Consider the following 17507-nt stretch of genomic DNA (forward strand, 5'->3'; position numbering starts at 1 on the left):
CACGAAAGCTTCTGACTTGACTCAATTCACCGATCTCGGCCTCGCCAAACCGCTTCTCAAGGCGCTGACCGACAAGGGCTACACCACGCCCACCCCGATCCAGGCGCAAGCCATTCCGCTGGTGCTGTCGGGCCGCGACCTGCTGGGAATCGCCCAGACCGGCACCGGCAAGACCGCCGCCTTCGCCCTGCCGATCCTGCACCGCCTGGCCGAAGACAAGAAGCCGGCCCCGCGCCGCGGCTTCCGCTGCCTGGTCCTGTCCCCCACCCGCGAACTCGCCACCCAGATCGCCGAAAGCTTCCGCGACTACGGCAAGCACATGGGCCTGACCGTCGCCACCATCTTCGGCGGTGTGAAGTACGGCCCGCAGATGAAGGCCCTGGCGGCCGGCGTCGACGTGGTCGTGGCCACCCCGGGCCGACTGATGGACCACCTGGGCGAAAAGAGCGCCCACCTGAACGGCGTCGAGATCTTCGTGCTCGACGAAGCCGACCAGATGCTGGACCTGGGCTTCGTGGTGCCGATCCGCAAGATCGCCAGCCAGCTGCCCAAGGAACGCCAGAACCTGTTCTTCTCGGCCACCATGCCCAGCGAGATCGGCAAGCTGGCCGGCGAGCTGCTGAAGAACCCGGCCCAGGTGTCGATCACCCCGCAGGCCACCACGGTCGAGCGCATCGACCAGTCGCTGATCTTCATCGAGGCCCAGCGCAAGCGCCCCCTGCTGGCCGAACTGCTGGCCGACAAGAGCGTCGAGCGCGCCATCGTCTTCACCCGCACCAAGCGCGGCGCCGATCGGGTGGCCAAGTACCTGGTCGCCAGCGGCATCGAGAGCGCCGCCATCCACGGCGACAAGACGCAAGGCCAGCGCGAACGGGCCCTGGCCTCGTTCAAGGCCGGCCAGGTCAAGGCGTTGATCGCCACCGACATCGCCGCCCGCGGCATCGACGTCAACGACATCAGCCACGTGTTCAACTACGAGCTGCCCAACGTGCCGGAGGCCTATGTCCACCGGATCGGCCGCACCGCCCGCAAGGGCAAGGACGGCATCGCCATCAGCTTCTGCGCCGATGACGAACGTCCGCTGCTGAAGGACATCCAGAAGGCCACCCGCCAGACGATCCCGACCTTCGACCGTCGCAACGACAAGGGCCTGGCGGCCGCCGCGGCCGTGGCCGACAAGCTGGCCCCGCCGGAAAAGTACGTCGATCCACGCCGCGCCGACCCGCGCAACAACGTCCCGTCCGAACTGCGCCGCCAGCGTAACCGTCCCAACAAGGGCGCTGGCCAGGGCCAGGGCAAGCCGGGCGGCCAGCAGGGTCGCGGCCGCAACGGCGGCGGTCAGGGCGCCGGCCAAGGCCAGGCGCAAGCCCAGGGCCAGGCCCGCTCGGGCGGCAACGACTTCCGCGGCCCCAAGCGCGCGGCCGCCCCGTCGGAACGCTGGAACCCGATCGACTAAGGACGTGATCGCGGCCTGACGCCCCCTCCGTCGGCTTCGCCGCCACCTCCCCCGTTACACGGGGGAGGAGAACGGGCCCGCTTCCTCCTCACCCGCATCGCGGGGGAGGTGGCGCGATGCGAATACGCATCGTGACGGAGGGGGCGTCCGGCCACGCCACGACAGCAAAACGCCCGCTCCGGTCTCCCGGGGCGGGCGTTTCTGATTCAGTGGAAGCGAAAACCTCGTCCTTCGACAGGCTCAGGATGAGGTTTTCTACTGCGCCTGCACATGGTCCTCATCCTGAGCCCGTCGAAGGACGAGGATCACGCGTCGGACTTGGAACCCCTACGCCTTGAAGAAGGCCAGCAGGTCCTTGTTGATCAGCTCGGGGTGGGTCGTGGCCATGCCATGCGGCAGGCCCGGATAGGTCTTCAGCACGCCGTTCTTCAGCAGCTTGACGCTCAGCAGGGCGCTGTCGGCGATCGGCACGATCTGGTCATCCTCGCCATGCATCACCAGCACCGGCAGGTCGACGGCCCTGAGGTCGTCGGTGAAGTCGGTTTCCGAGAAGGCGGTGATGCAGTCGTAGTGGGCCTTGGCTCCACCCATCATGCCCTGGCGCCACCAGTTCTCGACCGTGGCCGGCGAGACCTTCGCGCCCGGGCGGTTGTAGCCGTAGAACGGGCCGGCCGCGACATCGTGGAAGAACTGGGCGCGATTGGCGGCCAGGGCCGCGCGGAAACCGTCGAAGACCTCCTTGGGCAGGCCGCCGGGATTGGCCGCCGTCTTCAGCATGATCGGCGGCACCGCGCCCACCAGCACCACCTTGGCCACCCGGCCGGCGTCGGCCCGGGCGGCGTAGTGGATGGCCTCGCCGCCGCCGGTGGAGTGGCCCACATGGATGGCGTTCTTCAGGTCCAGATGGCGGGCCAGGGCGACGACGTCGGCGGCGTAGGTGTCCATCTCGTTGCCGGTGTCGGTCTGGGTGGAGCGGCCATGGCCGCGACGGTCATGGGCGATGACGCGATAGCCCTGGCCCAGGAAGAACAACATCTGGGCGTCCCAGTCGTCGCTGCTCAGCGGCCAGCCATGGTGGAAGACGATCGGCTGGGCGGTCTTGGGACCCCAGTCCTTGTAGAAGATCTGAGTCCCGTCCTGGACGGTGACGAAGCCGCTGCCGGCGGTCGACTTGGCGGCGCCCGTGGCGGCGGAAACGCCCTTGGCGGCGGCGGGGCGGCCCTGGGCGGCGGCGGAGAACGGGGCGGCGGCCGCGGCGGCGGCCAGGCCCAGGCTAGCGGTCATCATGGTGCGGCGCGAGGCTTGCTGGATCGACTGGCTCATCTTCGTGTCTCTCTGGATCGTTACGGCAATATTCATTATCGCGATAACGATATGGCTAAGGCGCCCGCGACGACCTGTCCAGCATAATCTTTATCGCGATATCATTTTTCGTGGTATGAAGTTGGCAGGCCCGCTTGCGCCATGAGGATCCCCGTCGTGCCCATTCCGCTGGACAACCAGATCTGCTTCAGCCTGTACGCCGCCAGCATGGCGATCACCCGCACCTACAAGCCGATGCTGGACGCGATGGGGATCACCTATCCGCAGTACCTGGTGCTGAACGTGCTGGGAGAGGCCGACGGCGGCGCGACGGTGGGCGCGATCGCCCAGCGGCTGGCGCTGGAGTCCAGCACGATCACCCCGCTGGTCAAGCGCCTGGAGCAGGCCGGCCTGGTCGCCCGCCGGCGCGGCACAGTGGACGAGCGCCAGGTCCAGGTGAGCCTGACCGACGCCGGGCGCGCCCTGCTGAACCAGTGCGACTGCCTGGGCGAGACCCTGCTGGCCAGGTCGGCCATGACCCTGGACCAGCTGGACGCCCTCAACCGCCAGGTTCAGGCGCTGCGCGCGGCGCTGGTGGAATAGCGGCCGGACGCCCCCTCCGTCCGCTTCGCGGCCACCTCCCCCGTTGCACGGCGGAGGAGAAAGACCCGATCCTCCTCACCCGCAAAGCGGGGGAGGTGGCGCGATGCGGATACGCATCGTGACGGAGGGGGCGTCCCGCTGCATATGAAAGCAAAAACGCCCGCCCCAGTCTCCCAGGGCGGGCGTTTCCATAATCACCAGACGCTCAGGCCTTAAACCAGCGCCCCGTGGCAGTGCTTGAACTTCTTGCCCGAGCCGCAGGGGCAGGCGCCGTTGCGGGCTGTGAATTCCCAGCCTTCCGGCAGGACCGAGACCGGCAGGGCCTCGCGCTGCTCGGGCGACAGGCCCTCGGGCAGGGCGCCGGCCGTGGCGACGTTCTCGCCGCTCAACGGATCCAGGTGCACCTGGATCAGGCCCTCGGGCGTGTGCAGCGGCTCGGGCTCGGCATAGGCGATCTCGACCGTCATCAGCCAGCGGGTGGTGTTGGTGCGCAGGTCGCCCAGCAGCTTCTCGAACAGCGAGAAGGCCTCGGTCTTGTACTCGTTCAGCGGGTCGCGCTGGCCATAGCCGCGCAGGCCGATGACGTTGCGCAGGTGGTCCAGGTGCATCAGGTGCTCGCGCCACTGCAGATCGATCATCTGCAGCAGGAAGTTCTTCTCCACCGAGCGCATCTGCTCGGGGGTGATGATCACCTCGCGCTCGGCGGCGTAGGCGTCGGCCGCCTTAACCAGGCGCTCGCGCATCTCCTCGTCGCCGAAGCCTTCCTCGGCGGCCCACTCCTTCAGCGGCAAGGTCAGGCCCAGGATCGCCTGGACGCGCTCGTCCAGCCCCTCGATGTCCCACTGCTCGGCATAGGCCTTGGGCGGCATGTAGCGGGCGACGAAGTCGTCGATCACGTCATGACGCATCTCGGTGATGATCTCCGAGAGGTCGGTGGCCTCCATGAACTCCTGGCGCTGCTCGAACACGGCCTTGCGTTGGTCGTTGACGACGTCGTCGTACTTCAGGAGGTTCTTGCGGATCTCGTAGTTGCGCTGCTCGACGCGCTTCTGGGCGGTGGCGATGGCGTTGTTCAGCCACTTGTGGGTGATCGCCTCGCCTTCCTGGACGCCGAAAGTGCGCATGATCGCGTCCAGGCGCTCGCCGGCGAAGATCCGCAGCAGGTCGTCCTCGCACGACAGGAAGAACTTCGAACGGCCCGGGTCGCCTTGACGACCCGTACGGCCGCGCAGCTGGTTGTCGATGCGGCGGCTCTCGTGTCGCTCGGTGCCCAGCACGAACAGGCCGCCGGCGGCCAGGGCCTTGGCCTTGGCTTCGCCGATCTCGGTTTCCAGCTCGGCCTTCTGGGCCAGCTCGTCCTCGTGGGTCGGGGTGATCCCCAGGCCCTTCTGCTGCTGGCGCCAGTTGGCCAGGCGCATGTCGAGGTTGCCGCCCAGCTGGATGTCGGTGCCGCGGCCGGCCATGTTCGTGGCGATGGTCACCGCCCCGGGCACGCCGGCGTCGGCGACGATGCCGGCTTCCTGCTCGTGGAAGCGGGCGTTCAGCACCTGGTGCGGGATGCCCTTGCGCTTCTTGCCTTCCCATTCCCAGGCATAGGTCGACAGCAGCCTGGACAGCTCTTCGGACTTCTCGATCGACACGGTGCCGACCAGGATCGGCTGGCCGCGGGCGTGGCAGTCGGCGATCTGCTTGAGGATCGACTCATTCTTCTCGCGCTCGGTGCGATAGACCTCGTCGTCGTCGTCGATGCGCATCACCGGGCGGTTGGTCGGGATCTCGCTGACGGTCATCTTGTAGATGTCGTCGAATTCCTGGGCCTCGGTCGCCGCGGTGCCGGTCATGCCCGACAGCTTCTTGTAGAGGCGGAAGTAGTTCTGGATGGTCACCGAGGCCAGGGTCTGGTTCTCGGGCTGGATGTTGGCGCCTTCCTTGGCCTCGATGGCCTGGTGCAGGCCCTCGGACAGGCGGCGGCCGGTCATCATGCGGCCGGTGAACTCGTCGATCAGGATCACCTCGCCGTCCTTGACGATGTAGTCCTTGTCCAGCGTGTAGAGGATGTTGGCGCGCAGGGCCTGGTTGACGTGGTGCACGACCGAGATGTTGGCGGCGTCGTAGAGGCCGGCGGTGTCCTCGGCCAGGTGGCCGCCCGACATCAGGATTTCCTCGATCCGCTCCTGGCCATCCTCGGTGAGGATGACCTGCTTCTGCTTCTCGTCGTGGTCGTAGTTGGTCTTGTCCTTGATGAGCTCCTTCACCAGGACGTCGATGGTCTTGTAGAACTCGCTGCGGTCCTCGGTCGGGCCCGAGATGATCAGCGGCGTGCGGGCCTCGTCGATCAGGATCGAGTCGACCTCGTCGACGATCACGTAATGGTGGCCGCGCTGGACCATTTCCTCGACGCTGTAGACGAGGTTGTCGCGCAGATAGTCGAAGCCGAACTCGTTGTTGGTGCCGTAGGTGATGTCGCTGCGGTAGGCGCGCTGTCGCTCGCCCTGGCTGAGGCCGTTGACGATCACCCCGTACGACAGGCCCAGGAAGTTGTGGATCTGGCCCATCCACTCGGCGTCGCGCTTGGCTAGGTAGTCGTTCACGGTGATGACGTGGACGCCCTTGCCTTCCAGCGCGTTGAGATAGGTGGGCAGGGTGGCGACCAGGGTCTTGCCCTCGCCGGTGCGCATTTCCGAGATCCCGCCGGTGTGCAGGACCATGCCGCCCACCATCTGGACGTCGAAGTGGCGCATGCCCAGCACGCGCTTGCTGGCTTCGCGGACCACGGCGAAGGCTTCGGGCAGCAGGCTGTCCAAGGTCTCGCCCTTGGCCAGGCGGGCCTTGAACTCGTCGGTCTTGGCCCGCAGGGCCTCGTCGGACAGCGCGGCGTATTCCGGCTCCAGGGCGTTGATCCTCGCCACCTGGGCGGACATCGCCTTGACCTTGCGTTCGTTGGAAGAGCCGAAGAACTTTTTGGCGAAGCCGAGCATGAAGGGAAGGTTCCGGAGCGGGTGTCTGTGAGGCCGGCGCTAGGGCTTGAAGGCCTTCACTACGGTAAATTCGAGGCGTCGAAGCGCGCGGAAACTCCACGTCCTGTACGCGCGCGGAGACTTAAGCACCGGCCCACCGGGTGTCAACGCGAGGCGGGGGCTGTCGCGCCTGAAGATCCCTCTCTCCTGGAGAGAGGGAGGGGCCCATGGCGAAGCCATGGGAGGGTGAGAGGTTACACTCTCACCGAATGAGACGCGGCTGTTCGGCGGACATCTGCGGACATCTAGAGAGTAATCAGATCCTTGGCGGCGGAATCCGTTAGGGGTTTCCGGCCAGCGGTGAAACCTCTCACCCTCCCACCGCTTCGCGGCGGGCCCCCTCCCTCTCTCAAAGAGAGAGGGGTCTTCTTAGGCCGCGCGCGAACAAGATCGCGAAGCTGTTTCCTCTTGGCGATAAACCGCGCTAGAGCGCTCAATGAGAGTCAGCCGGACCCCTTATGAATATGACCAAGTCCCGCGTTCACGGCCTCGTCGCCGTCCTGGTCCTGTCCCTGCTGGTCGCCGCCTGCGGCCGTGACAAGGCCGACGAGCGGCCGCCCGAGCCCGGCGACACCGCCGTCGCCCGGGTCGACGGCCACACCGTGTGGGCCAGCGACGTCAAGCGCGAGGCCGTGGCCCAGGGGCTGATCAGCGAGGGCGAGCCGCTGGACATCGGCTCGGACCTGTTCCGCCAGCGCCTGGACGAGGTGGTCGATCAGAAGCTGCTGGCCGCCGAGGCCCTCAAGCAGAAGCTGGACAAGGACCCGGTGGCCCAGCGCCGCCTGGCCGCGGCGCGCGAGCGCATCCTCGGCGACATGCTGGTCGAGAACGTCGTCGAGAAGGCGGTCAACGAGAACGCCATCCGCGGCCTCTACGCCGAGCAGCAGAAGCTGTCCAAGCGCAGCGAGGAGATCCGCGCCCGCCAGATCCTGGTCGGCAGCCAGGCCGACGCCGAGGCCGTCAAGAAGCTGCTGACCGCCGGCGCCTCGTTCGACGCCCTGGCCATGGAGCGCTCGACCGATCCGGCCACCCGCTTCAACGGCGGCGACCTGGGCTATTTCACCGTCGACGTCATGCCGCCCGCCTACGCCGTGGCCCTGAAGGACGCCCAGAAGGGCGCCCTGGTCGGCCCCTTCCAGACCGAGGGCGGCTGGGCCGTGCTGCGCGTCGAAGACAAACGCCTGGAGGAACCGATCACCCTGGAGGCCGCCCGGCCGCAGATCGTCCGCTTCCTGACCTATGACCAGGTCCGCGACCTGCTGGAGAAGCTGCGCGGCGGGGCCAAGGTCGAGATGCTGGCCAGCAAGCCGCAGGCCGTGCCCGGCGCGCCTCAGGAGCCGGCCTCGGCCCCGCTCGGCGCGGCCGACCAGGCCCCCTCCTCCGACCTCGACGCCGCCCCGCCGGCCTCCGCCCCCGCTCAAGCTCCGGCCAAGAAATGACCAAGACTCCCAAGCCAGCGCCGAAGACCGCGGCCAAGACCGCCGCCAAGCCCGCCAAGACCCCGGCGGCCGCCAGCGCCCCGACCCCGGCCGAGATCGTCGGCCAGGTCGGCGCCAGCGTCGGCCAGACCCTGGAGCGGGCCCTGGTCGACCCGCTGACCGCCGCCCTCAAGCGCGCCGGCCTGCGCCGGGCCCAGAAGGACGCCAACACCGGCTCGCCCGAAGCGGTCCAGGCCGCCAAGCCGGCCGTCGCCCCCGCCGCCGCGGGCGCCCCGGGCAAGCCGGGCCTGGCCGTCTCGCCCCTGGCCGTGCCGTTTCCGACCATCCCGCCGATCGCCGGGGTCGAGATCGCCACCGGCCGCGCCGGATTCTACAAGCACGCCCGCGAGGACCTGCTGCTGATGCGCTTCGCCGAGGGGACTTCGGCGGCCGGGGTCTTCACCCGCCACGGGGTCGGCTCGGCCCCGGTCGACTGGTGCAAGCGCCAGCTGGCCGCCAGCAAGGGCGAGGACGTCCGCGCCCTGGTGGTCAACGCCGGCTGCGCCAACAGCTTCACCGGCAAGCCCGGGGCCGACGCGGTCCGCCGGGTGGCCACCGCCGTCGGCAAGCGCTTCGACTGCCGCCAGCGCGACGTGATGATGGCCTCGACCGGCGTGATCGGCGTGATCCTGGACGACAGCAAGATCATCTCGAACCTGCGCGAGGTGGAGACCCGCTTCACCGAGGACGCCTGGGCCGGCGCGGCCTCGGCGATCATGACCACCGACACCTTCCCGAAGGGCGCCTACGCCACGGCGACGATCGATGGCCAGGAGGTGCGGATCGCCGGCGTCTGCAAGGGCTCGGGCATGATCGCGCCCGACATGGCCACCATGCTGGCCTTCGTGGCCACCGACGCGGCCATCGCCCCGGCGGCGCTGCAGACCCTGGTCAGCCTCTATACCCGCACCACCTTCAACTGCGTGACGGTGGACGGCGACCGCTCGACCAACGACACCTTGCTGCTGTTCGCCACCGGCAAATCCGGCGCCCCCAAGATCCACCGGGCCGGCGACCGCCGCCTGGCCGACTTCCGCGAGAAGCTGGAGGCGGTGCTGCTGGACCTGGCCCTGCAGCTGGTGCGCGACGGCGAGGGGGCCAGCAAGTTCGTCAAGATCACCGTCAACGGCGCCGAGAGCCCGTTGTCGGCCCGCAAGATCGCCCGCACCATCGCCGAGAGCCCGCTAGTCAAGACCGCCTTCGCCGGCGAGGACGCCAACTGGGGCCGCATCGTCATGGCCGTGGGCCGGGCCGACGAGCCGGTCAATCGCGAGAAGATCAGCGTCCGGTTCGGCGATCTCTACGCCGCCCGCGACGGCCTGGTCTCGGCGGAATATGACGAGGCGGCGATGAGCCAGTACGTCAAGCGCGCCGAGTTCGAGGTGTCGGTCGACGTGGGGGTCGGCAAGGGCTCGGCCACGGTCTGGACCTGCGACCTGACCAAGCAGTACGTGGCGATCAACGGAGATTATCGGAGCTAGCGCATGCTTCTTTCCGACAAACTCTTTTCGGAATCCATCAGTGAGTTCCGGAACGCGGGTCCTACAGCGATCTATCGACGGATTGTACAGGTCGCTTATGCGAGGAAGATCGAAACACGGACGCCACTCAATGCATGGCTAGAACCTACGATCGATAGGTTTCGAACGGCCATTTCGTCTACTTATGGAAGTTTTGCGACGTCGGCATCTTGGGCTCGCGCATTGCTCAGTTTGGTCTTGTCGATGGAGTGCCGTTGGAGGTCGCAGTATCGCGTCTAGATCCGGCATCTCTAAGTTTCTCGGATCGCCTTTTTGAAATTATCGGAAGGGTTGATCGGCAAAAAGCATCGCTCGCCCGCAAAAATTCAGGTTCCGGCAAGGGGCGCGGGAGGCCGATTGAGCGCCCAAGTTTGCTCCCCGAGATTGAGGCATTGGTGGCGCTTGGCCAAGCTGGAGATCAGCCTGCGCAAGAAGAACTGCGTACGATTAGATCTATGCTCGAAGGAATGGCTTTGTAGTGCAAACTCTCCCCATCAACCTCCACGACATTGGCGACGCCTGCCGCGAGGCCGGCTATGTCGTCGCCGAGATCGACCGCGGCCTGGAGGTCTCCGGGTCCGAGGACGGCGGGGCCTTCTACCTGTTCCCCGAGGACGACTGGCTGCAGGTCCGCTGCCAGGTGTTCGACCAGGCCGACCTCGACCAGGCCCGCAGCCTGGACGCCCTGTTCGAGACCATCGCCCGCGTCCAGTTCCGCCTGATCGGCTGCCGGTTCGGCTTCGACGTGCTGACCGGCCTGTGGCTGGTCGCCGACCTCTATCCCGGCTTCGACCCCGACCGCCTGCCCGCCGTGCTGGAACAGCTGGCCTTCGTCTGGAGTTCCCTGGGCGAGGTGCTGGACGCGGCCCTGAAGGGCGAGGTGGTGGACGAGGTGACCCTGGACGCCGCGTTCGAGCTGGAACCGGACGGCCGGTTGAACTGAGGGCGGGTTTCGGGGCGCGGCCGCGGACGCCGGCGCTCCGCGTCCCTTTCCGATAGATCAGCGGGTGACAGCGTGAGGCGGCGTATCCGTGCGTCCAAGATCCTCCCCCTGTGGGGGAGGTGTCGGCAAAGCCGACGGAGGGGGGAGTGATCGGCCGATGGCCAGATCCTGGATCTTCGACCTTAAAACTCCCCCCACCGATCGCTGCACGATCGCCTCCCCCACAGGGGGAGGGTTTGGATGAGCCGGTCCGTCGGGGGGGCAAGGAACCCAGCCGCTTGAACCCCGCGGCCAATCACGGTCACATGCGGCGACATCTCTTAGGGGCCCGACTTGACCGAAGCTCTGATCGTCCGCGGCCTCGACAAGACCTTCACCAAGCCGGCGGTCATGGACCTGGACCTCACCGTCCACGCCGGCGAGCTCTACGCCCTGCTGGGGCCGAACGGGGCGGGCAAGACCACCACCCTGCGGATGGTCGCCGGCCTGACCAAGCCCGACAAGGGCGCGATCAGCATCTTCGGCGTCGACGCCCTGGCCGACCCGGCCGCCGCCAAGGCCGTCACCGCCTGGGCCCCGGACGAGGCCATGGTCTATGACCGGCTGACGCCGCTGGAATATCTGGAGTTCGTCGCCGGCCTGTGGAACGTCGAGCCCAGGGCCGCCAAGGCCCGGGCCGAGGACCTCCTGGCCAAGCTGGGCCTGACGGCCGAGGCCCGCACCCGCTGCGAAGGCTTCTCGCGCGGCATGAAGCAGAAGGTGGCCCTGGCCGGGGCCCTGATCCACGACCCGCGCCTGCTGATCCTGGACGAGCCGCTGACCGGCCTGGACGCCGCCGCCGCCCGCCTGGTCAAGGACATGCTGCAGGAGCGCGTCGACGCCGGCGGCACGGTGATTCTGACCACCCACATCCTGGAGGTGGCCGAGCGGATGGCTGACCGCATCGGCATCATCGCCGGCGGTCGCCTGCTGGCCGAGGGCACGCTGGACGCCCTGCGCGGCCAGGCCGGAGAGGGCCAGGTTGGGTCCAGCCTGGAGGACGTCTTCTTGCAGTTGACGGCCAGCGGGGACGCCCCGTGACCCAGGCCGCGCCCGGCTCGATCCCCTGGCTGCTGACCCACGAGATGCGGCTGTACTGGCGCAACTTCCGCGCCGGCCGGGCCGGCAAGGGCGCGCGGGGCCTGGTCAGCCTGGTGGTCGTGGCCGCCATGCTGCTGGCCGGCGGCGTGTTGGCGGCGCTGGGCCTGCACGACGTCCAGATCCCGATCACCCCAATCTCGATCAGCCTGGCGGCCCTGGGCGTCGCGGTGGTCTTCACCCTGATGCTGTCCCAGACCCTGAGCGCCTCCAGCGAGGCCCTGTACGAGCGCGGCGACCTGGACCTGCTGTTCTCCTCGCCGATCGGGCCGGCCAAGGTGCTGTTCGTGCGTTCGCTGGGCGTGGCGGGCGGGGTGATCACCATCTTCCTGCTGGGCGTCACGCCGCTGCTGCTGCCGTCGGTGATCTGGGGCCATCCGGGCTGGATCGGGGTGTTCGGAGTGCTGGGCGCCCTGGCCCTGGCCTCGACCGCCGTCGGCCTGCTGCTGGCCATGGCCCTGTTCGCCCTGATCGGCCCGCGTCGCACCCGCACCGTGGCCCAGGTGATGGCGGCCCTGGTCGGGGCGGCCTTCTTCCTGGTCAGCCAGACCCGCACCATCCTGGGCGCCCAGAAGAGCAGCAGCCTGTTCGCCGAGATCACGCGCCAGGCCCAGGAGGGCCGGCTGCGGCCCGGGCCGCTGATGAGCCTGCCGCTGCGGGCCATGCTGGGCCAGCCCCTGCCGCTGCTGGCCCTGCTGGCCGGGTCGGCGGCGCTGTTCGCCCTGGCCGCCCTGGCCCTGGGCCGGCGGTTCTCGGACGCCGCGGCCGCCACCCAGGGCAAGACCGCCGCGCGGCCGGCCCGGGCGACGCGCGGCGACGCCCGCCGGGCCTTCGCCGCCGGGCCGTTCCTGGCCACCCTGCGCAAGGAGCTGCTGCTGATCGGCCGCGATGCGGCCCTGCTGTCGCAGGTGCTGCTGCGGGTGCTGTACCTGATCCCCACGGCCCTGGTGCTTAGCCGCAACGCCGCCCACGGGGCCGAGGCGGCCCTGGCGGGCGGGGCCGGGGTGGTGGCGTTCCTGGCGGGACAGGTGGCCGGCAGCCTGGCCTGGATCACCCTGTCGGCCGAGGAGGCGCCCGACCTGCTGGCCGTGTCGCCGGCCCGCACGCGCGCCCTGCGTCGCGCCAAGCTGGCCGCCGCCCTGATCCCCGTGGCGCTGTTCCTGGTCCTGCCGGTCGCCGTCCTGACCTGGTTCGCGCCGGCCGCCGGGGCCTGGACCGCCCTGGGCGCGGCCCTGGCCGCCTGGAGCAGCGGCCTCATCAACATCTGGCACCAGCGGCCGGGCAAGCGGTCGGACTTCAAGCGGCGCGGCGGCGCCTCGTGGATGGCCACCATCGCCGAGATGCTGGTCTCGGCCCTGCTGGCGGGGGCGACGGGGATCGCCGTGGCCGGCTTCTGGCCGTGGGCCCTGATCCCCCTGGGCCTGGCCGGCGCGGCCCTGCTGAGCCTGCGGCGCAGCGACGCCCAGATCGCCCGCAACCTGCGAACACGGTAAAGCGCGCGTTCAGGGTTTTACCCGATTTCCGCCGGAAGGGGGCGCCGCTAGGATCTGTGTCGGGTCGGGCACAGAGAATTCGAGAGCACCATGCCCGCCGCGCCCGCGACGCCCCGCGACCGGAAACCGCGAGAACACCGCAAGGAATCCAAGGCCTTGGTGGTGGCGACCAGCGTCCTGCAACTGGCCCTGATCGTGCTGGTCTGGCTGCTGGCCCTGGTCCCGGTGGCGGTGATGGCCCTGGTCGCCGTCGTGATCGGCGCTTTGAAGTCCGGCAACGCCAAGGCGCCGACGCCGGTCGATTCCTGATCCGCCCTACCCGTCCAGCGCCGCCTCGATCCGGCACACCACCCCTTCGGGTTCGAAATCGATCCGCGCCTCGCCCGACAGTTCCGCCGCCAGGCCGCGCTCGATCAGCCGCGAGCCGAAGCCCCGCCGGGTCGGCGGCCGCACCGGCGGGCCGCCGGTCTCGGTCCAGGTCAGCGCCAGGCGAGCGTGGGCGGGTCCCGGAACCACGGTCCAGGCGATCCGCACATGGCCGCGCGGCGTCGATAGCGCCCCGTACTTGACCGCGTTGGTCGCCAGCTCGTGCAGCACCATCGACAGCGACAGGGCCATGCGCGGCGACAGCCGCACCGGCGGGCCGACGACCGCGAACCGCTCGGACCCGCCGTGCAGCACTTCCAGCCGGGACAACAGATCCAGCAGGTCGGCGCCCTCCCAGTTCTCGCGGGTCAGCAGGTCGTGGGCCTCGGCCAGGGCGACGATGCGGGCCGTGAACGCTTCCTGGGCCTGGGGCAGCGAGCGCGCGGCGTGGAAGGTCTGGGCGGCGATGGCCTGGATCGTGGCCAGCGAGTTCTTGACCCGGTGATTCAGCTCGTTGACCAGCAGCCGAAGGTGCAGCTCGGCCCGCTTGCGCTCGGTGATGTCGACCGTGGCCCCGACCACGCGTGTCGGCGCGCCGTTCTCGTCGAAGAAGCCCCGCCCCTTGGCCGAGATCCAGCGCTCCAGGCCGTCGTCGCGACCGATCGTGCGATATTCGACGTCGATGTCGGCGCGCAGCACCGGGTCCATCGCCGCCTGCAGGACCTCGCGCGTGGCCTCGCGGTCCTCGGGGTGCATGGCGGCGTAGAAGTCGTCCAGTCCGACCTCTGCGCCCGGCGTGATGCCGAACATGTCGTAGCCGCGGTCCGACCAGCGCAGCTGACGCTTGCGGACATCGAAGTCCCACGTGCCGACATTGCCCGCGTCCAAGGCCAGGGCCATGGTCGCCTCGCGCAGGGCCTGGTCGGCCTCGGCCTCCTTGCGCTCGGTGACGTCGGAGACCACGCCGACGAAGCGCACGCACCGGCCCTCGTGAAAAAAGGCCTGGCCGAAGGTCTCGATCCAGCGCGTCGCGCCGTCGTCGCCGCGCCGGATCCGGTATTCGCGGTTGATCGTGTTGTCGCTGGCCGGGTCCATGGCGATCCGCACGGCGTCCACCAGGGCCGGCAGGTCGTCGGGATGGACCAGGCGTTCGAAGGCGTCGAGCGGGCTTTCGAGCGGGCCCTGCGGCAGGCCGTAGATCTCGCGGCAGCGTTTGTCCCAGAAGCGCTCGCCGGTCTGGGGATTGTGGTCCCAACGGCCCAGGCCCGCGGCGTCCACGGCGATGCGCAGGTCGGCCTCGGCGGCCTCCAGGGCCTGCTCGGTGCGCACCTTTCGCGTGACGTCGGTCAGGGCGATCAGCACCCCGCCCACGCCCGACGGCGCGGCGGCGTCGGGCATCGGACTGAGGCGGATCGTGAAGTAGCCGTCGGTGATCGCACCGTCGGGGTGCGCCGTCGAAAGCGGCAGTTCCTCGATGATCGCGCCGCCGCTGGCCCCGGCGAGGATCGCCCGTTCGGGCGCCTCGGACTCGGCGGCCGAGGACGGCGGTGCCTCGGCGAACGTCTTGCCCAGCACGCGGGGATGGCGCTCGCCCAGCATGGGCGCATAGGCGTCGTTATACATCAGCACCAGCTCGGGGCCCCAGCGCAGGGCGCTGGGAAACCGGCTGGCGACGATCATGTCGACGGCGAACGTCAGGCTGGGCGACCAGGCGGCGCGCGGTCCGAGCGGCGTCGTCGCCCAGTCGAACCTGTCGATCCGCTCGCGCATCTCGCCCGGCGCGGACGTCCCGACGGCGAGCCCCTGGTCACGGGTGTTCACCATGCCCGTGTTCCTTCCCGACCGCGATCACAGCCAAGGCGCAACAGACCTCATGGCTGGCGAGGTTTCAAGCCGCGGTGCGGGAACCTGACCTCCCATCCGCCGAAAAAGCGGTCGATTCCACCTCCGATGGCGAAAACAGGCGGGATTTCATTCGGTTGCCGTCGGTTGGCCGACACTGGGATCCCGGCGCCGGTCGCTGCGCCAGGCCACCCAGGCGGCGCCCAGCAGCACCGCCGCCGCGACAAGGCCGGAGATCCGCAGGCCGGCGGCGATCCGGTCGGGCCCGCCGGCCGCCAGGGTCCCCATCACCGCCACCCCGGCCGCGCCCGCCGCCTGCCGGCAGGCGTTCAGCACGCCCGAGGCCGTGCCCGACAGGTGGCGGTCGACGCTGGCCAGCAAAGCGCTGGTCATGGCCGGCACCGCCATGCCCATGCCGGCCGGGATCAGCAGGAAGCCGGGGATCATCGACCAGAAGGGGCTGTGCGCCGTCAGCCGGCTGGTCAGGGCGTAGCCGACCGCCGCCACCAGCACCCCGCCCGCCATGGTCCGCGCCGAGCCGAACCGCTGGGCGACCCGCCCGCTCAGCAGGTTGGAGACGATGAAGGTCGCGGTCAGCGGCAGGAAAGCCAGGCCCGCTTGCAGCACGCTGTAACCCGCGGAGCGCTGAAGAAAGAGGCCCAGCACGAAGATCACCCCGTAATAGGTGAAGTTGACGCCGACCCCGATGACCACCGTCGACCAGACCATGCGGCTGCGGAACACCTCCAAGGGGACCGCCGGATGCGCGCTGCGCATCTCGACCGCCAGGAAGGCCGCCGCCGTGGCCAGGCCGGCGACCAGGGCGGCCAGCACCAGTGCGTCGTCCCAGCCGCGATGCCCGCCCTCGATCACCGCCCCCACCAGGCAGGCCAGGGCGACGAAGCCCAGGACCTGGCCGGGCAAGTCCAGCGGTCGCTTCTCGCGCGGCGGGACCTCGGGGACGAAGGCCAGGGTCAGGGCCGCGCCCAGCAGGCAGAGCGGCAGGTTGACCAGGAACACCCAGCGCCAGCCCAGGGCGCCGATCAGCAGGCCGCCGATCACTGGTCCGGCGGCGATCGACACCCCGCCGGCCGCCGTCCACCAGCCCACGGCCCAGGCCCGCGCCCGATCGTCGCCGGCCGCGGCGTGGGTGATCAGGGCCAGCGAGGGCGGCACCAGCAGGGCCGCGGCCGCGCCCTGGATGGCCCGGGCCAGGACCAGCTGCAGCGCGTCCCGCGCCAGGCCGCAGGCCGCCGACGACACGGCGAACAGCACCAGTCCCGCCAGGAAGGCCCGGCGCGGCCCGAACCGGTCGCCCAGGGCCCCGGCCGACAGCAGCAGCGCCGCCAGCAGCAGGGTATAGGCGTCGACCACCCATTGCAGGCTGGCGGTCGGGGCGCCGAACTCGCGGCCGATGGCGTCCAGGGCGACGTTAACGATGGTCACGTCCAGCTGGACGATCGAGAAGCCGAAGCTGGCGGCGGCCAGGATCAGCGGCAGGCGGGGCGGCAGGGCGACTCGGGTCATGGCGCGATCTTCGCCGAGACGGCGGCCGGATGTTACATCGAAGCCTGAAGCATTCGCCTCGCCATGGGCCTATATTCCGCGCCATGGAAGCCAATATCGCCTCCCCCGCCGCCCTGATCGGCGATCCCGGCCGGGCGGCCATGCTGCAGGCCCTGCAGGACGGCCGCGCCCATCCGGCCGGCGCCCTGGCCTGGGCGGCCGGCCTGACCGCCCAGGCGGCCAGCAACCACCTGACCAAACTCGTCGATGGCGGACTGGTCAGTGTCGAGCGCGAGGGCCGCCACCGCTACTACCGCCTGGCCAACGCCGAGGTCGCCCACGCGCTGGAAGCCCTGGCCGTGCTGGCCGCGCCGGTCCGCTCGCTGGAGCAGCCCCGCTCGCCCCAGGCCCGGGCCCTGCGCGACGGCCGCTGCTGCTACGGCCACCTGGCCGGTCGGCTGGGCATAGCCGTGACCGACGCCCTGGTCGCGCGCGGCGCGATCCGTCCCGTCGAGGGCAAGCTCTACGAGATCCCGTCCGCCGGCCGCGCCTGGTTCGAGGACCTGGGCCTGGACCTGGACGCGCTGCGCTCCAAGCGCGGCGTGGCCCGCCAGTGCCTGGACTGGACCGAGCGCCGCCATCACCTGGCCGGCCCGCTGGGCGTGACCCTGCTCAGCCGCCTGGTCGCCCTAGGCTGGATCGAGACCGTCGCCGGCAGTCGCGCGGCGCGGCTGACAACGCTGGGGCGCGAGGAGCTGAGAGAGCGGCTGGGGGTGGATCTGGAGGCGGTCGAGGGTCGCGCGGCGGCTTAGCGGTTGGGGACAGGCGCATGCGCCTGTCCCCG

At 69.7% G+C, this 17507-nt stretch carries 13 protein-coding genes; 9 read left to right on the plus strand and 4 right to left on the minus strand.

Annotated features, from left to right (window positions below; translation table 11 throughout):
* Positions 1 to 16 precede the first annotated feature (16 nt).
* A complete protein-coding gene (locus tag J2X41_RS11545) occupies positions 17 to 1456 on the plus strand; it encodes a DEAD/DEAH box helicase (protein WP_310081980.1) in 1440 nt (479 codons plus the stop codon).
* A gap of 327 nt (positions 1457 to 1783) precedes the next feature.
* Here J2X41_RS11545 and J2X41_RS11550 read toward each other — a convergent pair whose 3' ends face one another.
* A complete protein-coding gene (locus J2X41_RS11550) occupies positions 1784 to 2779 on the minus strand; it encodes an alpha/beta hydrolase (protein WP_310081982.1) in 996 nt (331 codons plus the stop codon).
* A 156-nt stretch (positions 2780 to 2935) separates the two neighbouring features.
* Here J2X41_RS11550 and J2X41_RS11555 point away from each other — a divergent pair, with 156 nt between their 5' ends.
* Complete coding sequence (locus J2X41_RS11555) at positions 2936 to 3361, plus strand: MarR family transcriptional regulator (protein ID WP_310081984.1); 426 nt, start codon at positions 2936 to 2938, stop codon at positions 3359 to 3361.
* A gap of 212 nt (positions 3362 to 3573) precedes the next feature.
* On the opposite strand, the gene secA is transcribed toward J2X41_RS11555, so the two are convergent.
* Entirely contained in the window at positions 3574 to 6339 is a 2766-nt protein-coding gene (gene secA, locus J2X41_RS11560; protein ID WP_310081986.1) for a preprotein translocase subunit SecA, read from the minus strand.
* Between the two features lie 497 nt (positions 6340 to 6836).
* Between secA and J2X41_RS11565 the strand changes: the two genes are divergently transcribed.
* The 6 genes from J2X41_RS11565 to J2X41_RS11590 all read left to right on the plus strand — a co-directional run bounded on the left by J2X41_RS11565 (position 6837) and on the right by J2X41_RS11590 (position 13258).
* Complete coding sequence (locus J2X41_RS11565; protein ID WP_310081988.1) at positions 6837 to 7817, plus strand: peptidylprolyl isomerase; 981 nt, start codon at positions 6837 to 6839, stop codon at positions 7815 to 7817.
* Positions 7814 to 9337, plus strand: coding sequence for a bifunctional glutamate N-acetyltransferase/amino-acid acetyltransferase ArgJ (argJ, locus tag J2X41_RS11570; protein WP_310081989.1), 1524 nt, complete (start codon positions 7814 to 7816; stop codon positions 9335 to 9337). The genes J2X41_RS11565 and argJ overlap by 4 nt, the downstream gene beginning before the upstream one ends.
* A 517-nt stretch (positions 9338 to 9854) precedes the next feature.
* Positions 9855 to 10319 carry a hypothetical protein gene (locus J2X41_RS11575; protein ID WP_310081991.1) on the plus strand — a complete coding sequence of 155 codons (465 nt, stop codon included), beginning with the start codon at positions 9855 to 9857 and terminating at the stop codon, positions 10317 to 10319.
* Between the two features lie 333 nt (positions 10320 to 10652).
* On the plus strand, positions 10653 to 11399 hold the full coding sequence (locus J2X41_RS11580; RefSeq protein ID WP_404979931.1) for an ABC transporter ATP-binding protein: 747 nt from the start codon (positions 10653 to 10655) through the stop codon (positions 11397 to 11399).
* The gene (locus J2X41_RS11585) at positions 11396 to 12949 is read left to right on the plus strand and encodes a hypothetical protein (protein WP_310081993.1); all 1554 of its coding nucleotides are present in this window, start codon (positions 11396 to 11398) and stop codon (positions 12947 to 12949) included. Before J2X41_RS11580 ends, J2X41_RS11585 begins: the two co-directional genes overlap by 4 nt.
* Positions 12950 to 13039: 90 nt before the next feature.
* Positions 13040 to 13258, plus strand: coding sequence for a hypothetical protein (locus J2X41_RS11590; protein WP_310081995.1), 219 nt, complete (start codon positions 13040 to 13042; stop codon positions 13256 to 13258).
* Between the two features lie 6 nt (positions 13259 to 13264).
* Here the strand turns inward: J2X41_RS11590 and J2X41_RS11595 are convergent, their stop codons facing one another.
* The gene (locus J2X41_RS11595; protein WP_310081997.1) at positions 13265 to 15139 is read right to left on the minus strand and encodes a PAS domain-containing protein; all 1875 of its coding nucleotides are present in this window, start codon (positions 15137 to 15139) and stop codon (positions 13265 to 13267) included.
* A 147-nt stretch (positions 15140 to 15286) separates the two neighbouring features.
* Positions 15287 to 16684, minus strand: a complete 1398-nt coding sequence (locus J2X41_RS11600; RefSeq protein WP_310081998.1) for an MFS transporter — start codon at positions 16682 to 16684, stop codon at positions 15287 to 15289.
* A gap of 83 nt (positions 16685 to 16767) precedes the next feature.
* Here J2X41_RS11600 and J2X41_RS11605 point away from each other — a divergent pair, with 83 nt between their 5' ends.
* Positions 16768 to 17475, plus strand: a complete 708-nt coding sequence (locus J2X41_RS11605; RefSeq protein ID WP_310081999.1) for a winged helix-turn-helix domain-containing protein — start codon at positions 16768 to 16770, stop codon at positions 17473 to 17475.
* Positions 17476 to 17507: the final 32 nt, after the last annotated feature.

It is taken from the genome of Caulobacter sp. BE254, assembly GCF_031457295.1.
GTDB lineage: Bacteria > Pseudomonadota > Alphaproteobacteria > Caulobacterales > Caulobacteraceae > Caulobacter.